Annotated in this window: 22 protein-coding genes and 1 tRNA gene; 10 read left to right on the top strand and 13 right to left on the bottom strand. The window is 39.2% G+C overall.

From position 1 onward, the window contains the following. Window positions 1-42 precede the first annotated feature (42 nt). Window positions 43-456: a PIN domain-containing protein gene (locus tag IM797_RS03835; RefSeq protein WP_194125759.1), complete on the bottom strand. Its 414-nt coding sequence runs from the start codon at window positions 454-456 to the stop codon at window positions 43-45. Further along, window positions 453-698 (bottom strand): DUF6364 family protein, encoded by a 246-nt coding sequence (locus tag IM797_RS03830; protein ID WP_194125758.1) that lies wholly within the window; start codon window positions 696-698, stop codon window positions 453-455. Before IM797_RS03830 ends, IM797_RS03835 begins: the two co-directional genes overlap by 4 nt. A gap of 701 nt (window positions 699-1,399) precedes the next feature. Between IM797_RS03830 and IM797_RS03825 the strand changes: the two genes are divergently transcribed. Beyond that, window positions 1,400-1,867 carry a macro domain-containing protein gene (locus IM797_RS03825; RefSeq protein ID WP_194125757.1) on the top strand — a complete coding sequence of 156 codons (468 nt, stop codon included), beginning with the start codon at window positions 1,400-1,402 and terminating at the stop codon, window positions 1,865-1,867. Window positions 1,868-2,218: 351 nt separating this feature from the next. On the opposite strand, the gene IM797_RS03820 is transcribed toward IM797_RS03825, so the two are convergent. Together IM797_RS03820 and IM797_RS03815 are read right to left on the bottom strand one after the other, a co-directional pair. Beyond that, entirely contained in the window at window positions 2,219-2,449 is a 231-nt protein-coding gene (locus tag IM797_RS03820; RefSeq protein WP_194125756.1) for a hypothetical protein, read from the bottom strand. Then, the gene (locus tag IM797_RS03815; protein WP_194125755.1) at window positions 2,418-2,738 is read right to left on the bottom strand and encodes a hypothetical protein; all 321 of its coding nucleotides are present in this window, start codon (window positions 2,736-2,738) and stop codon (window positions 2,418-2,420) included. The genes IM797_RS03820 and IM797_RS03815 overlap by 32 nt, the downstream gene beginning before the upstream one ends. An 826-nt stretch (window positions 2,739-3,564) precedes the next feature. Between IM797_RS03815 and IM797_RS03810 the strand changes: the two genes are divergently transcribed. The 4 genes from IM797_RS03810 to IM797_RS03795 all read left to right on the top strand — a co-directional run bounded on the left by IM797_RS03810 (window position 3,565) and on the right by IM797_RS03795 (window position 6,421). Further along, window positions 3,565-4,170, top strand: coding sequence for a hypothetical protein (locus IM797_RS03810; RefSeq protein WP_194125754.1), 606 nt, complete (start codon window positions 3,565-3,567; stop codon window positions 4,168-4,170). Window positions 4,171-4,310: 140 nt separating this feature from the next. After that, window positions 4,311-4,778 (top strand): macro domain-containing protein, encoded by a 468-nt coding sequence (locus tag IM797_RS03805; protein ID WP_194125753.1) that lies wholly within the window; start codon window positions 4,311-4,313, stop codon window positions 4,776-4,778. 278 nt (window positions 4,779-5,056) lie between these two features. Continuing rightward, the gene (locus IM797_RS03800) at window positions 5,057-5,353 is read left to right on the top strand and encodes a thioredoxin-like domain-containing protein (protein WP_194125752.1); all 297 of its coding nucleotides are present in this window, start codon (window positions 5,057-5,059) and stop codon (window positions 5,351-5,353) included. A gap of 81 nt (window positions 5,354-5,434) precedes the next feature. Then, complete coding sequence (locus IM797_RS03795; protein ID WP_194125751.1) at window positions 5,435-6,421, top strand: YhcG family protein; 987 nt, start codon at window positions 5,435-5,437, stop codon at window positions 6,419-6,421. 146 nt (window positions 6,422-6,567) lie between these two features. On the opposite strand, the gene IM797_RS03790 is transcribed toward IM797_RS03795, so the two are convergent. The 7 genes from IM797_RS03790 to IM797_RS03760 form a co-directional block, all read right to left on the bottom strand. After that, window positions 6,568-6,655 (bottom strand) — tRNA-Ser (locus IM797_RS03790). 238 nt (window positions 6,656-6,893) lie between these two features. Then, window positions 6,894-8,060: an NAD(P)/FAD-dependent oxidoreductase gene (locus IM797_RS03785; protein WP_194125750.1), complete on the bottom strand. Its 1,167-nt coding sequence runs from the start codon at window positions 8,058-8,060 to the stop codon at window positions 6,894-6,896. Between the two features lie 27 nt (window positions 8,061-8,087). Beyond that, window positions 8,088-8,840 carry an AraC family transcriptional regulator gene (locus tag IM797_RS03780; protein WP_194125749.1) on the bottom strand — a complete coding sequence of 251 codons (753 nt, stop codon included), beginning with the start codon at window positions 8,838-8,840 and terminating at the stop codon, window positions 8,088-8,090. Between the two features lie 30 nt (window positions 8,841-8,870). Beyond that, the gene (locus IM797_RS03775) at window positions 8,871-9,854 is read right to left on the bottom strand and encodes a YihY/virulence factor BrkB family protein (RefSeq protein ID WP_194125748.1); all 984 of its coding nucleotides are present in this window, start codon (window positions 9,852-9,854) and stop codon (window positions 8,871-8,873) included. 9 nt (window positions 9,855-9,863) lie between these two features. Further along, window positions 9,864-10,271: a thioesterase family protein gene (locus IM797_RS03770; protein WP_194125747.1), complete on the bottom strand. Its 408-nt coding sequence runs from the start codon at window positions 10,269-10,271 to the stop codon at window positions 9,864-9,866. Further along, window positions 10,272-11,318: an endolytic transglycosylase MltG gene (gene mltG / locus IM797_RS03765; RefSeq protein ID WP_194125746.1), complete on the bottom strand. Its 1,047-nt coding sequence runs from the start codon at window positions 11,316-11,318 to the stop codon at window positions 10,272-10,274. It abuts the gene before it with no gap. 23 nt (window positions 11,319-11,341) lie between these two features. After that, the gene (locus IM797_RS03760; protein ID WP_194125745.1) at window positions 11,342-12,109 is read right to left on the bottom strand and encodes a PASTA domain-containing protein; all 768 of its coding nucleotides are present in this window, start codon (window positions 12,107-12,109) and stop codon (window positions 11,342-11,344) included. A gap of 151 nt (window positions 12,110-12,260) precedes the next feature. Between IM797_RS03760 and IM797_RS03755 the strand changes: the two genes are divergently transcribed. The 3 genes from IM797_RS03755 (at window position 12,261) to IM797_RS03745 (ending at window position 14,352) form a co-directional block, all read left to right on the top strand. After that, the gene (locus IM797_RS03755; RefSeq protein WP_194125744.1) at window positions 12,261-13,247 is read left to right on the top strand and encodes a D-alanine--D-alanine ligase; all 987 of its coding nucleotides are present in this window, start codon (window positions 12,261-12,263) and stop codon (window positions 13,245-13,247) included. A gap of 20 nt (window positions 13,248-13,267) precedes the next feature. Further along, on the top strand, window positions 13,268-13,849 hold the full coding sequence (locus tag IM797_RS03750) for a Crp/Fnr family transcriptional regulator (protein WP_194125743.1): 582 nt from the start codon (window positions 13,268-13,270) through the stop codon (window positions 13,847-13,849). Between the two features lie 95 nt (window positions 13,850-13,944). After that, window positions 13,945-14,352, top strand: coding sequence for a DUF983 domain-containing protein (locus IM797_RS03745; RefSeq protein ID WP_194125742.1), 408 nt, complete (start codon window positions 13,945-13,947; stop codon window positions 14,350-14,352). Here the strand turns inward: IM797_RS03745 and IM797_RS03740 are convergent. After that, entirely contained in the window at window positions 14,342-15,769 is a 1,428-nt protein-coding gene (locus tag IM797_RS03740; RefSeq protein WP_194125741.1) for an MATE family efflux transporter, read from the bottom strand. The two genes, IM797_RS03745 and IM797_RS03740, sit on opposite strands and share 11 nt — an antisense overlap. A gap of 414 nt (window positions 15,770-16,183) precedes the next feature. Continuing rightward, the gene (locus tag IM797_RS03735; RefSeq protein ID WP_194125740.1) at window positions 16,184-16,603 is read right to left on the bottom strand and encodes a thioesterase family protein; all 420 of its coding nucleotides are present in this window, start codon (window positions 16,601-16,603) and stop codon (window positions 16,184-16,186) included. 181 nt (window positions 16,604-16,784) lie between these two features. On the opposite strand from IM797_RS03735, the gene rpsO reads away from it, so the two are divergent. Then, entirely contained in the window at window positions 16,785-17,087 is a 303-nt protein-coding gene (gene rpsO / locus IM797_RS03730; RefSeq protein ID WP_194125739.1) for a 30S ribosomal protein S15, read from the top strand. A gap of 185 nt (window positions 17,088-17,272) precedes the next feature. Next, the gene (gene pnp, locus IM797_RS03725) at window positions 17,273-19,423 is read left to right on the top strand and encodes a polyribonucleotide nucleotidyltransferase (protein ID WP_194125738.1); all 2,151 of its coding nucleotides are present in this window, start codon (window positions 17,273-17,275) and stop codon (window positions 19,421-19,423) included. The last annotated feature ends 96 nt before the right edge of the window (window positions 19,424-19,519 follow it).

The raw sequence follows: 19,519 nt of genomic DNA, 5'->3' as shown, positions 1-19,519 counted from the left end.
CATATCTGAATGGGGTAATTTTTATTGTACAGTTCTTGTTACCTACAAAAACCGGATCAATTCATCAGGTGGTAAAACAGTTATTCCAGCATCTTTAAAATCCTTAAGATTCCTGGTCACAATGAAATCTATATTGGACACTGAATGTGCAGCATATATCTGAATAGCATCTTCAAAATCTTTATGGTTAGATATCAGGCTTTTTTTAATAATAGAAATGTCAATCGAGATCAGCTCCATAAAGTCCAGAAGGGAATAAAGTATCTCCCTTAACTCTTTTTCTTCTATATATTTTTTTAGTAAATAATGTGTTGTCGCAAATGAATGGGAGGAGGTAAAGAGCTGTACCTGCTTTCGTTCTGCTAAATCAAAGATTTCCACGGCAAACTTACTGAACGGAGCTCTGTCGGCTAAGAGGTCGATCAGGATATTTGTATCAACAAACACATTCTTCATAAATGCTTGTTTTCAAAATAACCGGTTAATTCTTTCTTTTCATCGAAATCTGACGGCAGTTTAATCGATCCTACTAGTTTCTTAAGCTTGGGAGAAATCTGTTTTGTTTCCAGGTGTTCATCTGTTAGGGTCTCCAAATACTTTTCAATCAACTCCGACAAGCTTCTGCCAGTTTGCTTTGCATAGGACTTCGCTTTTTTTATAACGTCCTGCTCTACAGTTAATGTTAATTTCGTTGTCATGATACGTGTATTTAAAACAAATATACGTATTGGCTTTAAAATAAAAAATAAGGTTTTTTGATTTAAGGGTGCGGTGATTCATCTCAAGGCGATTAGGTAGGATGTACGACAAGTTTCTAGGTTTAGACGCTCGAATTTGTCTTAGCAATATTTAAGGAATCTATGGAATACGCTACTAGGTAAATTTTATTCAGATTGTTGTCCGAAGAAGAGATTGAGTTATATTTTAGTTAACTGGCAGGCGCGTAGGCCCAATCCATTAGCTATTTAACCTAGTTCTTTTTTAGCTAAAATCGCAAGTCTTCCTGTAATCCTCCCGGATTTCGAACCGGTCTGTTGACGATAATTCAAATCATAACTGGGCTGGTTACAAGCTGATTGTTAGCTTCATTTATGCCATAAATGTGGAATGTCTGAGTTATTTCATCATGAGCAGTGCTAATGACCAATTTGTATAATCTAGTTTTTGCACGTGTATTACCTTTTAGATATATCATTTTTTCTATTTTTAAGCTTACGTCTAAAACACATCATGGGAGATATCATAGGCACATTTTACTTTAAAAGAACTAAATCAGGAAATCTTATAGGTAAATATACAAATTGCGGAATAGATGCTGTAGATGCTGAAGTAGCCAACACTAGAAGTTTCCATGCTGTACAGGCAAATGTTCAATTTTGAATAACGAAATTATCAACTGATGAATATAGATTGCAAAAAAGGTGATGCAACAACCCCTGAAAACAAAGGGAATAAAATAATAGTACATGTCTGCAATGATATTGGTGCCTGGGGAAAAGGCTTTGTGATGGCAATTTCAAAACGTTGGAAAGAACCAGAACGTAGCTATAGACATTGGTTTAAGACAAAAGACAACTTCGTTCTCGGTCAAGTCCAATTTGTACAGCTTGAAGATGAGCTTTGGGTTGCTAACTTAATCGGACAGCATAAGATCTATAAAGACGAGCAAGGGAATGCACCAATTCGCTATGAAGCAATTTTATCAGGGCTGGATAAAGTAGGGCAATTTGCATTAGAGAATAATGCTACAGTTCATATGCCGAGAATTGGTTGTGGATTAGAAGGTGGAACCTGGGACAAAATAGAACCATTAATCCAATCTACTTTGATAGAAAAAAACATACTGGTAACGGTTTACGACTTTTAATATTCTGAACGGTTACCGTTTAGCGTAATATTATCAGACCTGGTATGGTTCAATAGTGGCCAGTTTTATGATATTTTAGCAGCCAATGCCTATGGCAGACAGCTCAATGAAGAATTAAGATCGCTAAGCGAAAAGCAAAAAGAGAATATAAAAAAGTATTGGAAAAACGGAGAAATTGCCAAAATACTATTCCGAAAAAACCAGCAGGTTACTGAACTGGACAAATTCAAATCGCCCACTGTTGTATTTGTGTACCTGACAAACGGATCTTCGCCCCGAAAGTTATGGGAAGAAAAAATTAAGGATGCCACTGGCGCAAAATCATTGCTGGCGATGGTTTTATATTTTCTTTTAATTCTTTGCTGGTGGTGGGGCTTTCATTTCTGCGGGTTTCTGGTATTTGTCCGATAAATTCTCCGTATCAATTCCTTTCATCTTGCCGCTTATTTTTTTTAAGCCATATTTATCGGTAACATATCTGTCAGTCATACGAAATGCGCCAATATAATCATAGTGGTCAGTTATAACCGTTAAAGTATCGTTTTCTACCTTATAAAAAACCTTTATGAATAATTTTGCCATTTCTCGTTGCGTATTTTGTGATTTCCATTTCGCTCGACTTTCGCTTATCAAATGTGATTTTATATACTTCTAATGTATCGCCATTGATTTGTCTTAAATCTGAGTTTATGGCTTGATAACCTAAATAAACATTGAATTTTTCCTTTTTAATTTTAAAATCTTCTTTCCATTTATCGTTCTTAGCTATATCGGAAGTTCCAACAGTTCTTAATTCTGGTTTTGGCTTTTTTTGTGAAAAAGCATTTGTAAAAAATGTTGTGAATAGTATAAGCGTAAATATTCTTTTCATTGATTTATGTTTTAAGTACGGTCGGTCAGAAAATTACTGCCAACGTTTTGGGTGTTGCCGAAAGGTGGGAAATAGTAGCACTACCTTTCAGCTAATGTACAAATTTTGATAGAAGCTCAAATGTTAGTACACATTAAACTTCCTGATGCAAAATCCTTCGCCTCAGGTATTTCATTTTTCCGCGCAAATAAAGGAGGCATTATAGAAGTCAATCATCTGGGTATGAAAAGACATCATGGTTCTGATTTCTTCCAGATCAGCATATTCAGAGGTATGATATAAAGATTTCTTCTATAATGAATGGATTAATGACATAATAATTGATTGTTTTAATGGATATCTTTAAGCCTTTTGACTTTAGTATTTATATTAACAGCAAATTTGCTATTAATATATTTGTTTTATGGGTGTCTATTTGTTTTGTGAAGTATTTAAAAGACGAAGATTTTATTAAGAAGTTTGGACAAATTTTCTGATTTAAAAGTTAAAGACAAAAAATCATAGCTTTATTCAAATTAACGTCAGATATATAGACGCTCAATGTGGTTTTATATCTGAAAAAATAAGAAAACAAATGTCTAAACGTCAAATTTTTGGAATAGTAATAATCATTTTAGGTATTGGAATGCTTTTATATGGGGTATCGATGTTTGCCTATCAGGGCCCTCCATTAAACCCTGTTGTGAGTAAAATTGGAGAATATTCCTTTGTTTTCTGGCTGCCAATGATAATTGTAGGTACATGCTTGCTCACCATAAAAAAAAGATAAGAGCTTAGAGACTAGATTTTCTTTAAGTTGAATATAGAATAAAGAAGAATTATATAAATGAGGAACATACCTTATAAGATACAAAAGAATATTGATCACATTGAGGTGTTAAAAAAACAAATATCTCAGTGGAGAAAACTTAGTATTGAGGATCTTTTTCAAAGTGTAAAGGAATTTGAAAAGACCCCAAGACTAGAAGTATCGATTTATTATAACGATCTTTTTAATGATGTAAAGTTTTCTGAAATACTTTTAGACATTTATAAAAGCAATGCTGATCATGCCAAAATGGCTATCCTTCTTATTTCTGCAATAGGAAATATGATTCAAAGATACAACTTGCCGGAATCCCAAGATATGTATGATTTTATGGTCGAAAATGCTTACAAAAAAAATGTGGGGCCTTATGTGGCGATATTTCTTCCAAGACTGAAACACTTTAAAAATTATAGCAAAAAATGGCAGTATTTTATGAATGTGAAGGAATTGTCTCCTAAAAAAGTAGCAGAAAGTTCTTTCGAGGCCATTATGGCTTTGTATGGTAATCAGATACCCGAGGAAAATAAAGAAGAAGTAGTCCGTTACTTCAACAAAAAATCTGAAAAATCAAACAATGTATATGGTAGACAGCACTATTTAGATTTAGCAAATAAATTTAAATAATGCTGAGCTGCGATCAGACAAAATATTGAAATCAATGAACTTAATTCTTTATGGTTAGATATCAGGCTTTTCAAAAATAACCGGTTAATTCTTTCTTATACAGGCAAATGTTCAATTTTGAATAACGAAATTATCAACTGATGAATATAGATTACAAAAAAGGTGATGCAACAACCCCTGAAAACAAAGGGAATAAAATAATAGTACATGTCTGCAATGATATTGGTGCCTGGGGAAAAGGCTTTGTGATGGCAATTTCAAAACGTTGGAAAGAACCAGAACGTAGCTATAGACATTGGTTTAAGACAAAAGACAACTTCGTTCTCGGTCAAGTCCAATTTGTACAGGTTGAAGATGAGCTTTGGGTTGCTAACTTAATCGGACAGCATAAGATCTATAAAGACGAGCAAGGGAATGCACCAATTCGCTATGAAGCAATTTTATCAGGGCTGGATAAAGTAGGGCAATTTGCATTAGAGAATAATGCTACAGTTCATATGCCGAGAATTGGTTGTGGATTAGCAGGTGGAACCTGGGACAAAATAGAACCATTAATCCAATCTACTTTGATAGAAAAAAACATACTGGTAACGGTTTACGACTTTTAATATTCTGAACGGTTACCGTTTAGCGTAATATTATCAGAACTGGTAGGGTTCAATAGTGGCCAGTTTTATGATATTTTAGCAGCCAATGCCTATGGCAGACAGCTCAATGAGAAGTAAGCTCGCTAAGCGAAAAGCAAAAAGAGAATATAAAAAAGTATTGGAAAAACGGAGAAATTGCCAAAATATTATTCCGAAAAAACCAGCAGGTTACTGAACTGGACAAATTCAAATCGCCCACTGTTGTTAACGACATTTCGCTGGTTGCTAACAATAAAGTTATGGATACAATTGTGTCCAAATATAAAGGAAAGGTTGTTTTTATTGACCTTTGGGCAACATGGTGTAGTCCTTGCCTGGATGCAAAGAAGGAATTCAGAAATACAAAGGGAGAGTTTCACGATAAGAACGTTGTATTTGTGTACCTGACAAACGGATCTTCGCCCCGAAAGTTATGGGAAGAAAAAATTAAGGGAATAGGCAGTGAACATTATTATCTGAAAAGCACTCAGTGGGAGTACATCATGGATCATTTTAGGCTCGAATATATTCCGTCGTATCTTTTGTATGATATTTAGTTATGCTCAAGGTGATATTCAGGATTTTAGCTGCATTATATGTATTTTTGGTCAACACCATTTGTTGCTAATAAACTTAATATGTTGGAAAAACAATTTGCCCAAGTGATTGATCTCATTAAAGAGTCTCGATTTAATGCCTTGAAATCTGTTAATACTGAATTAATTGATCTTTATTGGAAAATTGGAAAGTATATTAGTAGCAAGATTGAGAACTCTGATTGGGGCCAGTCAGTTGTTGATCAGCTGGCTGAATTTTTGCAGCGCAACGAGCCAGATCTAAAAGGTTTTTCAAATAAGAATCTTTGGCGAATGAGACAGTTTTATGATGTTTATAAGGACTCTCCAAAACTCTCACCACTGGTGAGAGAAATTAGTTGGACAAATAATCTAATCATATTTTCCCGAGCTAAAACTGAAGAAGAAAAAGAATTCTATCTAAAACTATGCATTCAGGAGAGATATGGTAAACGCGAATTAGAAAGGCAAATAAGCACTAGTTTTTACGAAAGAGTGATGATAGGTAAAGCAAATCTCTCACCAGTGGTGAGAGAAATTAATGTTGATTTGGCTAGTAGTTTTAAGGATAGTTATGTTTTTGAGTTTTTACATTTGCCAGAACCGCATAATGAAAGTGATTTGCAGAGGGGGTTGATTCAGCAGATGAAAATTTTTATTCTCGAGTTGGGGAAGGATTTTATCTTTATAGACGAAGAATATAAAGTGATGGTTGGAAGTAGCGATTTTTATATTGATCTATTATTTTTCCATAGAGGATTGCAATGCCTGGTTGCATTTGAGCTAAAAGCAGATAAATTTAAGCCTGAGCATTTAGGTCAGTTAAATTTTTATCTGGAAGCACTCGATAGAGATGTGAAAAAACAAAATGAAAAGCCCAGTATAGGCATTTTACTATGCAAGGATAAAGATAGTGAGGTCGTCGAATATGCGTTAAGCCGAAGTCTTTCTCCGACGATGGTCGCTGAATATAAAACTCAATTGCCAGATAAAAAAATATTGCAAAGAAAGTTGCATGAATTGTTTGATGAAGGTAATGGTTTAATGTAATTGACTTAATTAAAGCTGGCAAAGGTTTATTTAATTTATCATTTGACAACTACATCGAAATTGATGACAATTGTGGCTTTGGTATGAAACAAAGAAGCCTGAAATCTTACAATTTCAGGCTTCTTGTACGGCTTTGATCACCATTTTGGCGGAGAGCGAGGGATTCGAACCCCCGGACCTATGACAGTCAACAGTTTTCAAGACTGCCGCATTCGACCACTCTGCCAGCTCTCCGGGGGCAAAAGTACGAATACCATTCGATTTTGCAAATTTAGATTAACTTATTTTTATATTAATTTAACATTGCCTTCCTGTATTCATTTTAATGATTTTATAATCAGGTTTTTACGGCTTATATTTTTTTACACATGGCCTTGTTTTTTATCCATTTTCCCAATATCTTCCATCAAATAACAGCAAAACTACTGGATAACTAAGGTTGCCCAAACCCAAAACTTGCGCTTTTTAACTTTTACTGCGGCTGTTCAAACATCGCCATCATTTTCGCCAGCGCCCCATTTTCATGCATCCATAAAGTGTTGTCAAGTGATTCCCCGGCAACTTGAGCCGTTCTTTCCAGCATCTTGCTTTCAAAACTGGCAATGGCCGATTGCAGGTCTTTAAATCCATCATCCAGAAGATGTTCAGACAATTCAAGTGCATCTAACATGGCCATGTTTACACCTTCACCTGCATAAGGAGGCATTAAATGCGCGGCATCACCCAACATGGTTAAATTTGGCTGGGCATCCCACTGCTGATCCAGTGGCATACAATACAAAGGTCTTGGGATGAGCGCGCCACTTGCATAGGTAAACAAGTCCTGCCAGATGCTGTCCCATGTTTCAAATTCCTGCTTAAACCAATTCAGTACACTTGCCGGATCTGCAAAATCAATTCCACTCAGGTTTGTCCAGTTTTCTGCTGCCCGGAAGCCGGCATAAAAAGCCAAGCTGCCATCGCCTTTTGAACTCACGATGATCGTTTGTCCATTACCCAAAGCAAATATTTTACCACCTTTTAACAAGTCATAAATGCGTGGGACGCGTTGCTCCGCATCATATACACTACCTTCAAGCGCGGTAACGCCGGAGTAAAATGGACGAATAGAAGTAATCAAAGGCCTGATTTTTGAATTTGCACCGTCGGCTGCAATCACCAGGTCAGCCACAGCTGAGCTGCCGTTTTGAAATGTCAGCTCCCAGCCATCACCCTTTTGCTGCATGGATTTAAAATGGCTGTTCCAAATTACAGTGTCCGGATCCAGCGAATCCAACAGCATTTTGCGCAATGGGCCACGGTCTATTTCCGGACGAAAGTAAAGATCGCCAAAGGCCTCTTCTTCCTGCTGCACGGCATGGTCATCCAGAAAAATCTGCGCATCCTGGTCAACAATACGTGTTTTATCTGCACCAGGCCGGTAATTGGCCCTAAAGGCATCCATTAAACCAGCCTTTTCCAGTGCTTTCAATCCGGAATCGGTATGCAGATCGAGCGTGGCTCCCTGCACCCTGGCATGTTTGTCCAGGTCGCGTTCATATACTTGTACTGCTGCACCGTTCATTTGCAGCAGTCTGGCCAGTGTAAGCCCCCCGGGACCACCACCAACAATTGCTATTTTTAAATTTTGAATGCTCATGTTGAATATCATTTAACATGAGCAAAACTATTGCTTCTTCAATGCCGATAATTGTATAAATCGGTCGTTTTTATTTTTAGCCAATTCACCAGGAACTACGCCTGAGAATTTTTTGATCTCCCGGATAAAATGCGCCTGGTCGGTATAGTTCTGCTCCGGGTAAAGTTTTCCTTCATTAAGCTGTTGAAAAGAAGCGCTGAATCTCAATAAATTACAATAAAGCTTCAATGAAATGCCGAATTGCTGGTTGAAATACCGGTTGATCTGTCTGCTGCTCCAGTAAACCTTATCCGATAGCTCTTTAACCGTCAAAGCGCCATTGGAAGCGTAAATAAGTTCAAACAGTTTCCTTTTCCGAGCGTCCATTTTTTCTCTGATCAGCGTTTTGATTTTGTTGGAAGCTTTAACATGAAAATCATCAAAGTTTTGCAGGTCATCAGAATTGAATCCCCAAAAGTCGGCCGGGAGTGGCCTGACCTGGTTCACCAGATCAGCAATACTCGTTTTGAATAGATACTCAATAGCCGGTAACTTAAAGCTGATGGCAAAAATCTTCATGTTGGGACTAAGCGAGGTCTGGCTGGCTTCATTTTCAAGTCCCATCAGCATGATGTGAAAAGGCTCTGATGAAGCGTTAGAGAGGGATAGGTCTATGGTCGCATTGGGCAAAACAACAATTTCCTTGCTTTCTGCTGAAAGATTGGCGATCATCCAAAAACTCTCTATATAATCGGACAGTTCAGGTTCGGGTTTGATTATTTTATACGCAATATCTTCCATGGATGAATAGATTTCACAGCCATTTGATTTTTAATGATCTTCCTCGTGCTGACTTTGCTTTTTAAACAAATTGAAATTCGTTTTGATGATTTTAATGCTGCGTTTAGAAAGGTCTACGCTGGCGTTCAATTCAAAACCAATCAACAGGATCAATGAGTTCAAATACAGCCAGATCATCAGCACAATCAACACACTGATGGAACCATACACTTTATTGTAAGAACTGAAATTATTGATGTAAAAGGAAAATCCCCAGATGGTCAAAAAGGCCAGGATGGTAGCCAGCCAGGAACCTGCACTAAAAAACTTCCACTTTTTGGAATGCGCCGGGCCATAGCGGTATAAAATTGAAATGGTCACAAAGTATAAAATTCCCAATAAAGACCACCTGGTCAGCTGGATCAGGTAAGCAATTAAATTGCCCTTGATGTCCAGCTCACTATCTATATATTTTAAGGCAAATTCACCAACCGTCATGGCTACAATGCAGATGATTACGGACAATGCAATGATGATCGTGAGTACAATGGCCATCAAACGCTGCTTAACCCAGCTTCGTGTTTCAATCAGTAAAGACGACTTGTTAAAGGCCATCATTAAGCTGTGGACACCGTTTGTCGCAAAAAACAAGGACAAGATAAAACCGAAAGACAATAAACCTCCGTTTTGCTTATTCACAATTTCGTTCAAGGTGGCTTCAAAAGCTCTGTAAGCATCCGCAGGCAAAATCAATACAATAAAGTCCATCAATTGCTTCTGAAAACCAATTCTTTTTGGAATAAAAGGAATCAGCGTAAACAAAAAGATAATTGCCGGGAATAGGGCAAGCATAAAATTATAGGCCAGTGAAGAGGCTTTGTTGACCAAAGAATCCTTTCCAATTTCTTTAAAAAAGAAACTGGCAACAGTATAAAGTGGGAGGGGACTAAAGCCGGGAAGTACACAAACTTTTGTCCATTCAATGAACAAAGCGTAAATCCTGATTTTTAACAGCTGTTGATGTACCCACTCCATTGATCAAATTTAGTCAAAAAATCCCCGCATTTTTTCCATAAAATCTTCTGGAGGAAGGCAAGGTTTATTTTTAACCATATCCACAAAAACAAGGGTCGTAGCGCCAATATTAATCAGTTCCTCAGCTTCGTTAAATAGTTCGTATTTAAAATAGATGCGTACCCCCGGAAGTTCTGCTACCGTTGTTTTAATCGTAATTTCCTGGTCGTACAACGCTGGTTTAATATACTTACAGTTCAGCTCCAACACGGGCATCATCACCCCGGTTCTTTCCATTGATGCATAATCCATACCCAGACTGCGTAGCATTTCTACACGCGCAACCTCATAATACTCGGCGTAATTACCGTAGTAAACATAACCCATCTGATCCGTTTCGCCGTATCTGACCCTTACTTTAGTGCTGTGTATATACATTTATTTGAAAATATTACGCTTGTTTAAAGCATCCCTGTATTTTTTTGCATTCCTTTCATGTTCCTGAACCGTGACTGCAAAATTGTGATAACCTGAAAAATCTTCTTTGGCGCACATGTAAATGTAATCGTTTTTCTCCCGGTTCAGCACCGCATCAATGGCATTGATACTTGGCATCATGATTGGCCCGGGAGGCAGACCTACATACTTATATGTATTGTATTTAGATTGAACCTGAAGTAAGGCGTTTGTTACCCTTTTCACTGTAAAATCATCGTTTGCAAAAATCACAGTCGGATCTGCCTGCAGCAAAATGCCTTTATTTAAACGGTTGAGGTACAAACCTGCAATGGTAGGCATTTCTTTATCGTACAAAGCTTCGGCATCTACAATAGAGGCCAAAATGGAAACCTGGATAGGGGTTAAATTCAAGGCTGCTGCTTTTTGCTTGCGCGATGCATCCCAGAACTTATCATATTCGCTATGCATTCTTTCAAAAAATGCGATCGGTGTAATGTTCCAGTACAGCTCATAAGTATTCGGAATAAACATCACATAGCTGTTGTCTTTATTGAAGCCATATTTTTCAATCAATGCTGCAGAATCCAGCAGATTGATGAAAGTCAATGAATCTGCTTCCATATTTTTACCTAAAAAGCCAGCAAAATTTTCTTTCTTACGAAGGTTCTGGAACTTAAGTTTTACCGGATCCTGGTTCCCCGATTTCAGCATATTGATGATGCTGCGGTTGTTCATACCCTTCAAAAGTTTATAGCGGCCAGGTTTTAACGCCGCATACAATCCCATTTTTGCAGAGGCCTCCTTAAAGGTTCCGATATTGGTCAAAACATCTTTTAACCGCAGTTCCTGCAATAGATCATCCAGTTTATAACCGGTTCTGACATAAATGTATTTTGCTTTACCTGTGGTATTGGGCGCAAAATAAACCTTGTAAAACTGAAATCCAAAGTAAGCACCAACCACTAAAACTGCCAATACCAGGGCCAGAATAATCTTGCCTTTAGATGTTTTCTTTTCGTTTGTCATATATACAATAAAGTAATAATCTGTTATTTATTTGAAAGCGTAATGTTAACCGGGGTACCCATTTTTACCTGTGTTAAAGAATCCGTCACTGCCGGGGTTTGTCTGATCACCACTGCCGTTGCAGAATCCGTGATCGTACCTTCATAACTGATGATTCCAATGTTCAAAGTGGTTCCGTTTCTAAGTGCAAACAAAGCTTCATCCTTGGTTAATCCAACAAGCTCCGGAATGTCAACCAGCTCATTGCCTCGTCCGTCGCCCAGTACCAGGTCAATTCTTGATCCTTTTGGTAAGGTTTCGCCAACCCTGATTTCTTGTCCACCGAAAGAGGTTCCCAAAACTACGTCCCTGCTCACATCTGCTTTATAGGTTGTATCCCCAAGTTTCAGGCCAAAATTTTCAAGCATCCCCAAGGCCTGTTTCAATGGCTTATCCAGGATATCCGGGAACTTTACATTTGGTGCCAGACCAGAGTTGATGGTCAGGTATATCGTACGATTGTCTTTTACAAAAGTGTTGGGATCCGGATCCTGGTCAATCACAATACCCGGAGGCGAATCCATCACATATACCGAATCTACTTCATAACGTAGGCCGAGTGCTTCCAGTTTGCTTACAGCTTGTGTAAAAGCCAGGCCCTTTAAGGCAGGCACACTTAAGCCTTGTCCATGTTTGGTGTAATACCTTAAACTAAAGAAAGCAATCAATAAAATGACAACCACAGTGAGTATCGCGGCAATGAAATTGTTCCTGAATGATGTTGTCTTTAGATAGCTTATAAATTTGCCCATGTTTGTTTGTATCTCATTAAAGGTATAAAGGCCAAATTTAGGCTAAAAAAATATTTTATTGGAATTAAAATGACATCTGCACCAACTAATTTATATTTGTAGCCATAACTAACACGTTACCTGTATCCATTAAAAGATAAACTAAATACCAATGAAAAAAACACTTGCTTTACTTACAGGTGGCACCACTGGCGAGTGGGTTGTATCCGTTAAAAGTGCGGCTACAATTGCCCAGAATCTGGATCCGGATAAATTTGAGGTATATAAAATTATGCTCAGTCAGCAGGGATGGTATTACGAACCTGAAGATTCTGTGAAAATTGAGGTAGACCGCAACGACTTCTCTCTAAACATTAAAGGAAAAAAAATCACCTTTGACGGGGTCTTTATAGCCATTCATGGCGCTCCCGGTGAAGATGGGAAGCTGCAAGGTTATTTCGATATGCTTGGTTTGCCTTATACTACCTGTGATGCGCTCACTTCGGCCGTAACCATGAATAAAGGGTATACCAAGGCCATCGTCAATGGTATTCCTGACCTGAACATTGCCAGGTCTGTCCAGATTTTTAAAACCGTACCTTATGATATTGAGCAGATTAAGGCCGATCTGAAATTGCCTTATTTTGTTAAACCCAATAATGGTGGCAGCAGCATCGGCATGAGTAAGGTGACACATGCTGAAGATCTGCAGGCTGCAATAGACCGTGCCTTTAAAGAAGATACACAAATCCTGATTGAAGAATTCATTTCAGGACGCGAATTTACCATCGGCATTGTTAAACTGGATGGTGTAGTTACCGCTTTACCGGCAACGGAAGTGGAAACGGCCAAAGAGTTTTTTGATTTTGAAGCAAAATATACACCAGGTGTAGCTACAGAAACTACGCCAGCCAACATCAGACCTGAAACGCAGCTTAGGGTAGAAGAGGTTGCCAAAGCTGTTTACCTTAAATTAAACTGCAGGGGCGTGGTGCGTATGGACTTCATCCTGACCGGTGATGAAGGCGATTTGTTTTTCATTGAAATCAATACCATCCCCGGGCAAACCGCAACCAGTTTCATTCCCCAGCAAGTTGCAGCATCAGGCATGAAACTCAATGATTTTTATACCAAACTGGTTAGAGAAACCATCGGCTAGCGACCAGACCCGATTGGCCTATGAACATTCAGTATTTAATAGATCACAATTACCCCATTGTGCAATACAAAAAAGGGGCAGTCATTTACGAGCCCGGAGCAACGCCCCGGGCTGTATATTTTATTAAGCGTGGCGAAGTGCGGATGGTCACCGTAAACGACGATGGTAAAGAGTTTATCCAGGGTATTTTCAAAGCCCATCAATATTTTGGTGAACCGGCACTCCTGGTCAACAAACCTTACCTGGCTTACACCATTGCGACCCAGGACAGCGAAATCATTCCCGTAAATCGTACCCAGTTCTATCAATTGATTGATGAAGACCGTGATTTTAACATGGAACTGATCAAAACGATGAGCAACCGCTTATTTTACAAATCTATGATGCTGGAGGAACTGGCCAATGAACAGGCCGAACATCGCGTCCGGACACTCATCAGCTACCTGTTTAAAAGCCTCGAAAAAGACGGCGTATTGGATGTTACGCGACAGCAACTGGCTGATATGAGTGGTTTAAGGGTGGAGACTGTCATCCGTATTGTCAAAAAACTGGCTGCGCAGAAAGAACTCAGGCTGCTGCGGGGTAAAATCATCAAAACCTAAGTCAAAGCCCCAAAAATGGTAATATGATCCAGATCATAAATTAGAAACTCAGGCTTCCTTATCTTTGTAGTACACATTTTAAATGATCTGCTACTATGGAACCAATTTCAAAATTACGCGCTGTTGTTGAATGCAAATGTCCAAGATGTCGCAAAGGCGATATATTTTACGGAAAAGCATATTCACTGAAAGGTCAGGGTACCAATGAATATTGCCCGAGTTGTAACCTCCGTTTTGAACGCGAACCAGGCTATTTTTACGTGTCCATGTTTGTGAGTTATGCGATGAATGTAGCCGAAATGGTAAGCATCAGCGTAGCTGCATATATACTCGGTCTGCCGCTTGTATATGATAATCTGTGGCTCTATGCCGGTATCATTCTGGTGGGGGTGCTTTTATTTGCACCTTTCAATTACCGTTACTCCAGGGTGATTTTACTCCATTGGTTAACTCCGGGTTTAGGTTATATGCCCAAACCCGAAGAATCCAGTCTTAAACTTTAACTGTTTTCCATTTGCCTTTTTTAAACAATAAGAAGGCCGCAATGGCGATTGCAGTTTCGGCTACCGGTATGGCAATAAATACACCGGTAGGCCCTAAGTTGAAGTGTTTGGCCAGTACATAAGCCATCGGGATCTGGAACATCCAGAAACCGAAGAAGTTAATCCAGGTGGGTGTCCAGGTATCTCCCGCACCATTAAAGGTGCTCATCAGTACCATGCCGATGCCGTAGCAAATGTAGCCCACACTCATAATTTGCAATGCTTTCAGGGCCACCTGCTGAATCAATACATCATTGGTGAAAAATGCAATAAAGAATTTGCCGCCGATGAAAGTGAACACCATCACAGACAGCATATAGATGACAATGTATTTGGCCGTTTTCATGACCGACTGTTCTGCACGTTCGATTTGTTTGGCACCTAAGTTCTGGCCCACCAGTGTTGCTGCCGCATTGCTCATGCCCCAGGCCGGCAACATAAAGAACATCATGAGCCGCAATGCGGTCTGGTATCCGGCCGACCCGTGGTCGCCACCCGTAGTTGCCACCAGTTGCGCCAGAAAAATCCAGCTGCAGGAAGCGATGACGAACTGAAAAATACCTGGCGTTGCAATTTTGAGTAAAGCTTTGATCTGTTCCCAATGTGGTTTTAAATAAGACAACTGAATCTTCAGCACGCCTTTTCCATTAAACAGGTGGTACAATTGATAGCATACACCAAGCCCACGACCAATGGAAGTGGCCATGGCTGCGCCTGTTAAACCAAAAGCCGGAATAGGACCGAAGCCATTGATCAACACCGGACAAAGAATAATATTCGCGATATTGGCAATCCACAAGCTTTTCATGGCGATGGCGGCATTACCGGCACCTCTGAAAATTCCGTTGATCAGGAATAACAGTACAATAATGACACTGCAGCCCATCATGATGCGCATAAAGGGTGTTCCTTGTGCCGCGGTTTCTGCCGATGCACCCATCAAGAGTAAAATGTCTGTAGCAAAGATCACCCCAACTACACTGATGATCAGGTTAAATACTACAGCCACAAAAATGGCTTGCATCCCCGCTTTTCCTGCTGCTGCAGGATCTTTTTCGCCAACCCTTCTGGCAACCACAGCTGTGGCGGCCATACTCATGCCGATGGCCAGTGAATAAATCACCGTCAGTACAGATTCTGTTAAACCAACGGTTTGTATGGCATGACTGCTGTTGTGTAAATGACCTACAAAATAAAGATCTACCAGTGCAAAAACCGATTCCATTGCCATTTCCAGCATCATTGGAATGGCTAGCAGCAGCACTGCTCTGCGCATACTACCTTGTGTAAAGTCGAGGTCTTCGCCCTTTAGCGCTTGTTTTAAAAGGTTAAAAATTTGAGATAGCTTACCCATGGAAGCCGTTTTTTGTTGTGACATATGGTGGAAAAAAGTAGATAAATAAAACCGGTTTCAGACAGATTTGTCTGAGCAACTGTATTGGGGGAGTGGAGTCCTTGGTTGTTAGAACCTCAAACGGACTGCAATTACTTTCATCGTATCGCGGTTTTGTTAGGTTGCAAATATAAAAGATTTTATAAAACCGGCAACATGATTTTTGCTTTTTTATGATCCGTCAGGATGCTGAGGCAGGACCCAAATTTAGGTTATTGGCCATAAATGTTATATATTGCTCAATTTTCACTTAAAAATGAAAGCGTGACAAATCCATGTATTTATATGAAAAACATGGACTTGATATGGACTTGACATGGACTTAACATGGACTTTAGCCGATAAAAATGGTATTTTTTCAATATGCAGCTGGTTGAAACTGTTGTCGGTTTGTTCGGTTTAAATGCTGTATGCCTCGATCATTGCCTGGTTTACTTTGCAGCCTTTTCCGGTTGCAGTGTCGATCATGACATAATCAAACCAGCCGTCGGAAGCGATTTTACCAGTACGTTTGTTTTCTATTTCGAATTGTACCCGGCATCCTTTTTCGTTGATGGTTAAAATACCCGTTCTGATGGCAATGACATCGCCCAATACCAGGGGCCGCTTAAAGTCAACCAGTGCAGTGCGTACCACCCAGCCATATCCACTGCTTAGAAAAGATTCCATGGGCATTTTGTAGAATTCAGCCATTTGATCGTAGCGGGCAGCAAGTACATAATCAAAATATTTACTGTTGTGTACATGGTTAAACATGTCTATGTCGTCCGGGCGTACCTTTAACTCGCTTTCAAATATGCTGTATTGTGTCTTTTCCATGGCTGAAATATTGATGTGGCAAAAATAGGATTTAGAATTTACTTATGTTTGTGATGCGGAGTGATATGTAAACCAAATGACATTTAAATATCTGTTCATCGATATACTTGCTAATCATTAAAACATACAGTATCTTTGCGCTCAATTAATTAATTTTTATAAACTTTAGTATCATTCAAGAATGTATTTAAGTAAAGAGTCAAAAGCCGAAATTTTCAAAAAACACGGCGAAGTAGAAACAAACACGGGTTCTGCAGAAGGTCAGGTAGCGTTATTTACATATCGTATTGCGCACTTAACAGAGCATTTAAAGAAAAATCGTAAAGATTTCTCTACTCAGTTAGCACTACAAAAACTAGTAGGTAAACGTCGTGGTATCTTGGCGTATCTATTTAAAAAAGATATTGAGCGCTATCGTGCTATCATCAAAAACTTAGGTTTAAGGGATATCATCAAGCCTTTGGGGTCAAAAGACAACAAATAAGCGTATTATTATCAAGGAAAAGCCATTCTTCAGGGAATGGCTTTTTTACTTTTACCGATAAAATAGTTGCAGAGTTTGATTTTTTCAGCAAATTCGCGTAAGTTTTATCCTAACTTAGAAAAGTAAAAAAACTATATATAAACAAGGTGTGTGGAAAGAGGAAAACACACCACAACAATTATTAAATGAATGTAATAAAAAAATCGTTCGACTTGGGCGATGGCAGAACAATCGAAATTGAAACAGGAAAATTAGCGAAACAAGCTGATGGTTCTGTAGTTGTCAGAATGGGTGATACCATGCTTTTAGCTACTGTAGTATCTACGGTAGGTGCAAAAGCAGGGGTTGATTTTTTACCGCTATCGGTAGATTATCAGGAGAAATATGCTGCTGCGGGACGTATCCCTGGCGGGTTTCTTCGTCGTGAAGCCAGATTATCTGACTATGAAGTTTTAATTTCCCGTTTGGTTGACCGCGCACTACGTCCGATGTTCCCGGAAGATTATCACTCTGATACCCAGGTGATGATTTCCCTGATCTCTTCGGATAAAAATATTATGCCAGATTGTTTAGCTGGTTTGGCAGCTTCGGCAGCAATTGCAGTTTCAGATATTCCGTTCAACGGACCAATTTCTGAAGTGCGTGTAGCTAAAATTGACGGTAAATTTGTAATTAACCCTTATGTGAGCGACTTAGAGCGTGCTTCTTTAGAATTCCTGGTTGCAGGTACGGAAAGAGATATCGTTATGGTTGAAGGTGAATGTGATGAGATCTCTGAGACTGAAATGGTTGAAGCGATTGAATTTGCACATAAAGCCATCATCATTCAGGTACAAGCTCAAAAAGAACTGGCTGAATTGGTGGGTAAAACTGTAAAACGTACTTACTCTCATGAAGACAGCAATCCTGAGTTGAAAGAGCAGGTTTATGCGGCTACTTACGATAAAGTATATGCTGTAGCAAAAAGCAACACCAGTAAAGGTGAGCGTGGAGATGCTTTCGGTGCTATCCTGATGGACTTTATCGCTACTTTAGGTGAAGGTATCGATGACGTTACCGGCTTCCTGGCTAAAAAATATTTCCATGATGTACAATATGATGCCATCCGTAACCTGGTATTAGACGAAGGAATTCGTTTAGACGGTCGTGATGTGCGTACAGTACGTCCAATCTGGAGTGAAGTAGGGTATTTACCTTCAGCACACGGATCGGCCGTATTTACACGTGGTGAAACCCAATCTTTGACTACTGTTACTTTAGGTTCTAAAGACGACGAGCAAATGATTGATGGTGCTTTCATCAATGGTTACAATAAATTCTTATTGCACTATAATTTCCCTGGTTTCTCAACTGGTGAGGTTCGTCCGAACAGGGGAGCTGGCCGTCGTGAAATTGGTCACGGTAACCTGGCGATGCGCTCTTTGAAGAAAGTATTACCAGGACTGGAAGAAAATCCATATACCATCCGTATCGTTTCTGATATTTTAGAGTCGAACGGTTCTTCATCTATGGCAACTGTTTGTGCCGGTACATTGGCGCTGATGGATGCAGGTATTAAAATCAAAGCACCAGTATCTGGTATTGCGATGGGTTTAATTACCGATGAGAAAACTGGTAAATATGCCATCCTTTCTGATATCCTGGGTGATGAAGATCATTTGGGTGATATGGACTTTAAAGTTACAGGTACTGAAAAAGGTATTGTAGCTTGTCAGATGGACTTGAAAATCAATGGTTTGAAATGGGAAGTGTTGACTAACGCTTTGATTCAGGCTAAAGAAGCGCGTTTGCACATCTTGAACGAGATGAAGAAAACAATTTCTGCACCTCGCGAAGATTATAAAGACCATGCTCCACGTATTGTATCTTTATCAATCGATAAAGAATTTATCGGTGCGGTAATCGGGCCAGGCGGTAAAATTATTCAGGAAATGCAACGTGAAACCGGCGCATCGATCTCTATCGAAGAGGTGGGTAACAAAGGTATCGTTGAGATTTTTGCGGATAATAAAGCAGCTATTGATGCAGCAGTATCACGTATCAATGCGATCGCAGCTAAACCAGATATCGGTGCAACTTACGATGGTAAAGTAAAATCAATCATGCCATTTGGTGCTTTCGTAGAAATTATGCCAGGTAAAGACGGTTTATTGCACATCTCTGAGATTGCATGGGAGCGTTTAGAAACCATGGACGGTGTATTGAAAGAAGGTGATAAAATCCAGGTTAAATTGTTGGACATTGACAAACAAGGTAAAATGAAACTTTCCAGAAAAGCTTTATTGCCTCGTCCGCCGAAACCAGAAGGAGCACCTGCTGCAAATAAACCAGCTTAATTGGTTTTACTGTAAACAGTAAATACATATAAATTGCATTTCTGCAAAATAAATAACCCCCGGAGTTTAATTACTTCGGGGGTTATTTATGATAAG

Source organism: Pedobacter sp. MC2016-24 (assembly GCF_015223055.1).
Taxonomy (GTDB): domain Bacteria; phylum Bacteroidota; class Bacteroidia; order Sphingobacteriales; family Sphingobacteriaceae; genus Pedobacter.
Note: the sequence above shows the minus strand (reverse complement) of the source record. Positions and strands in the feature narration are given on the sequence as shown.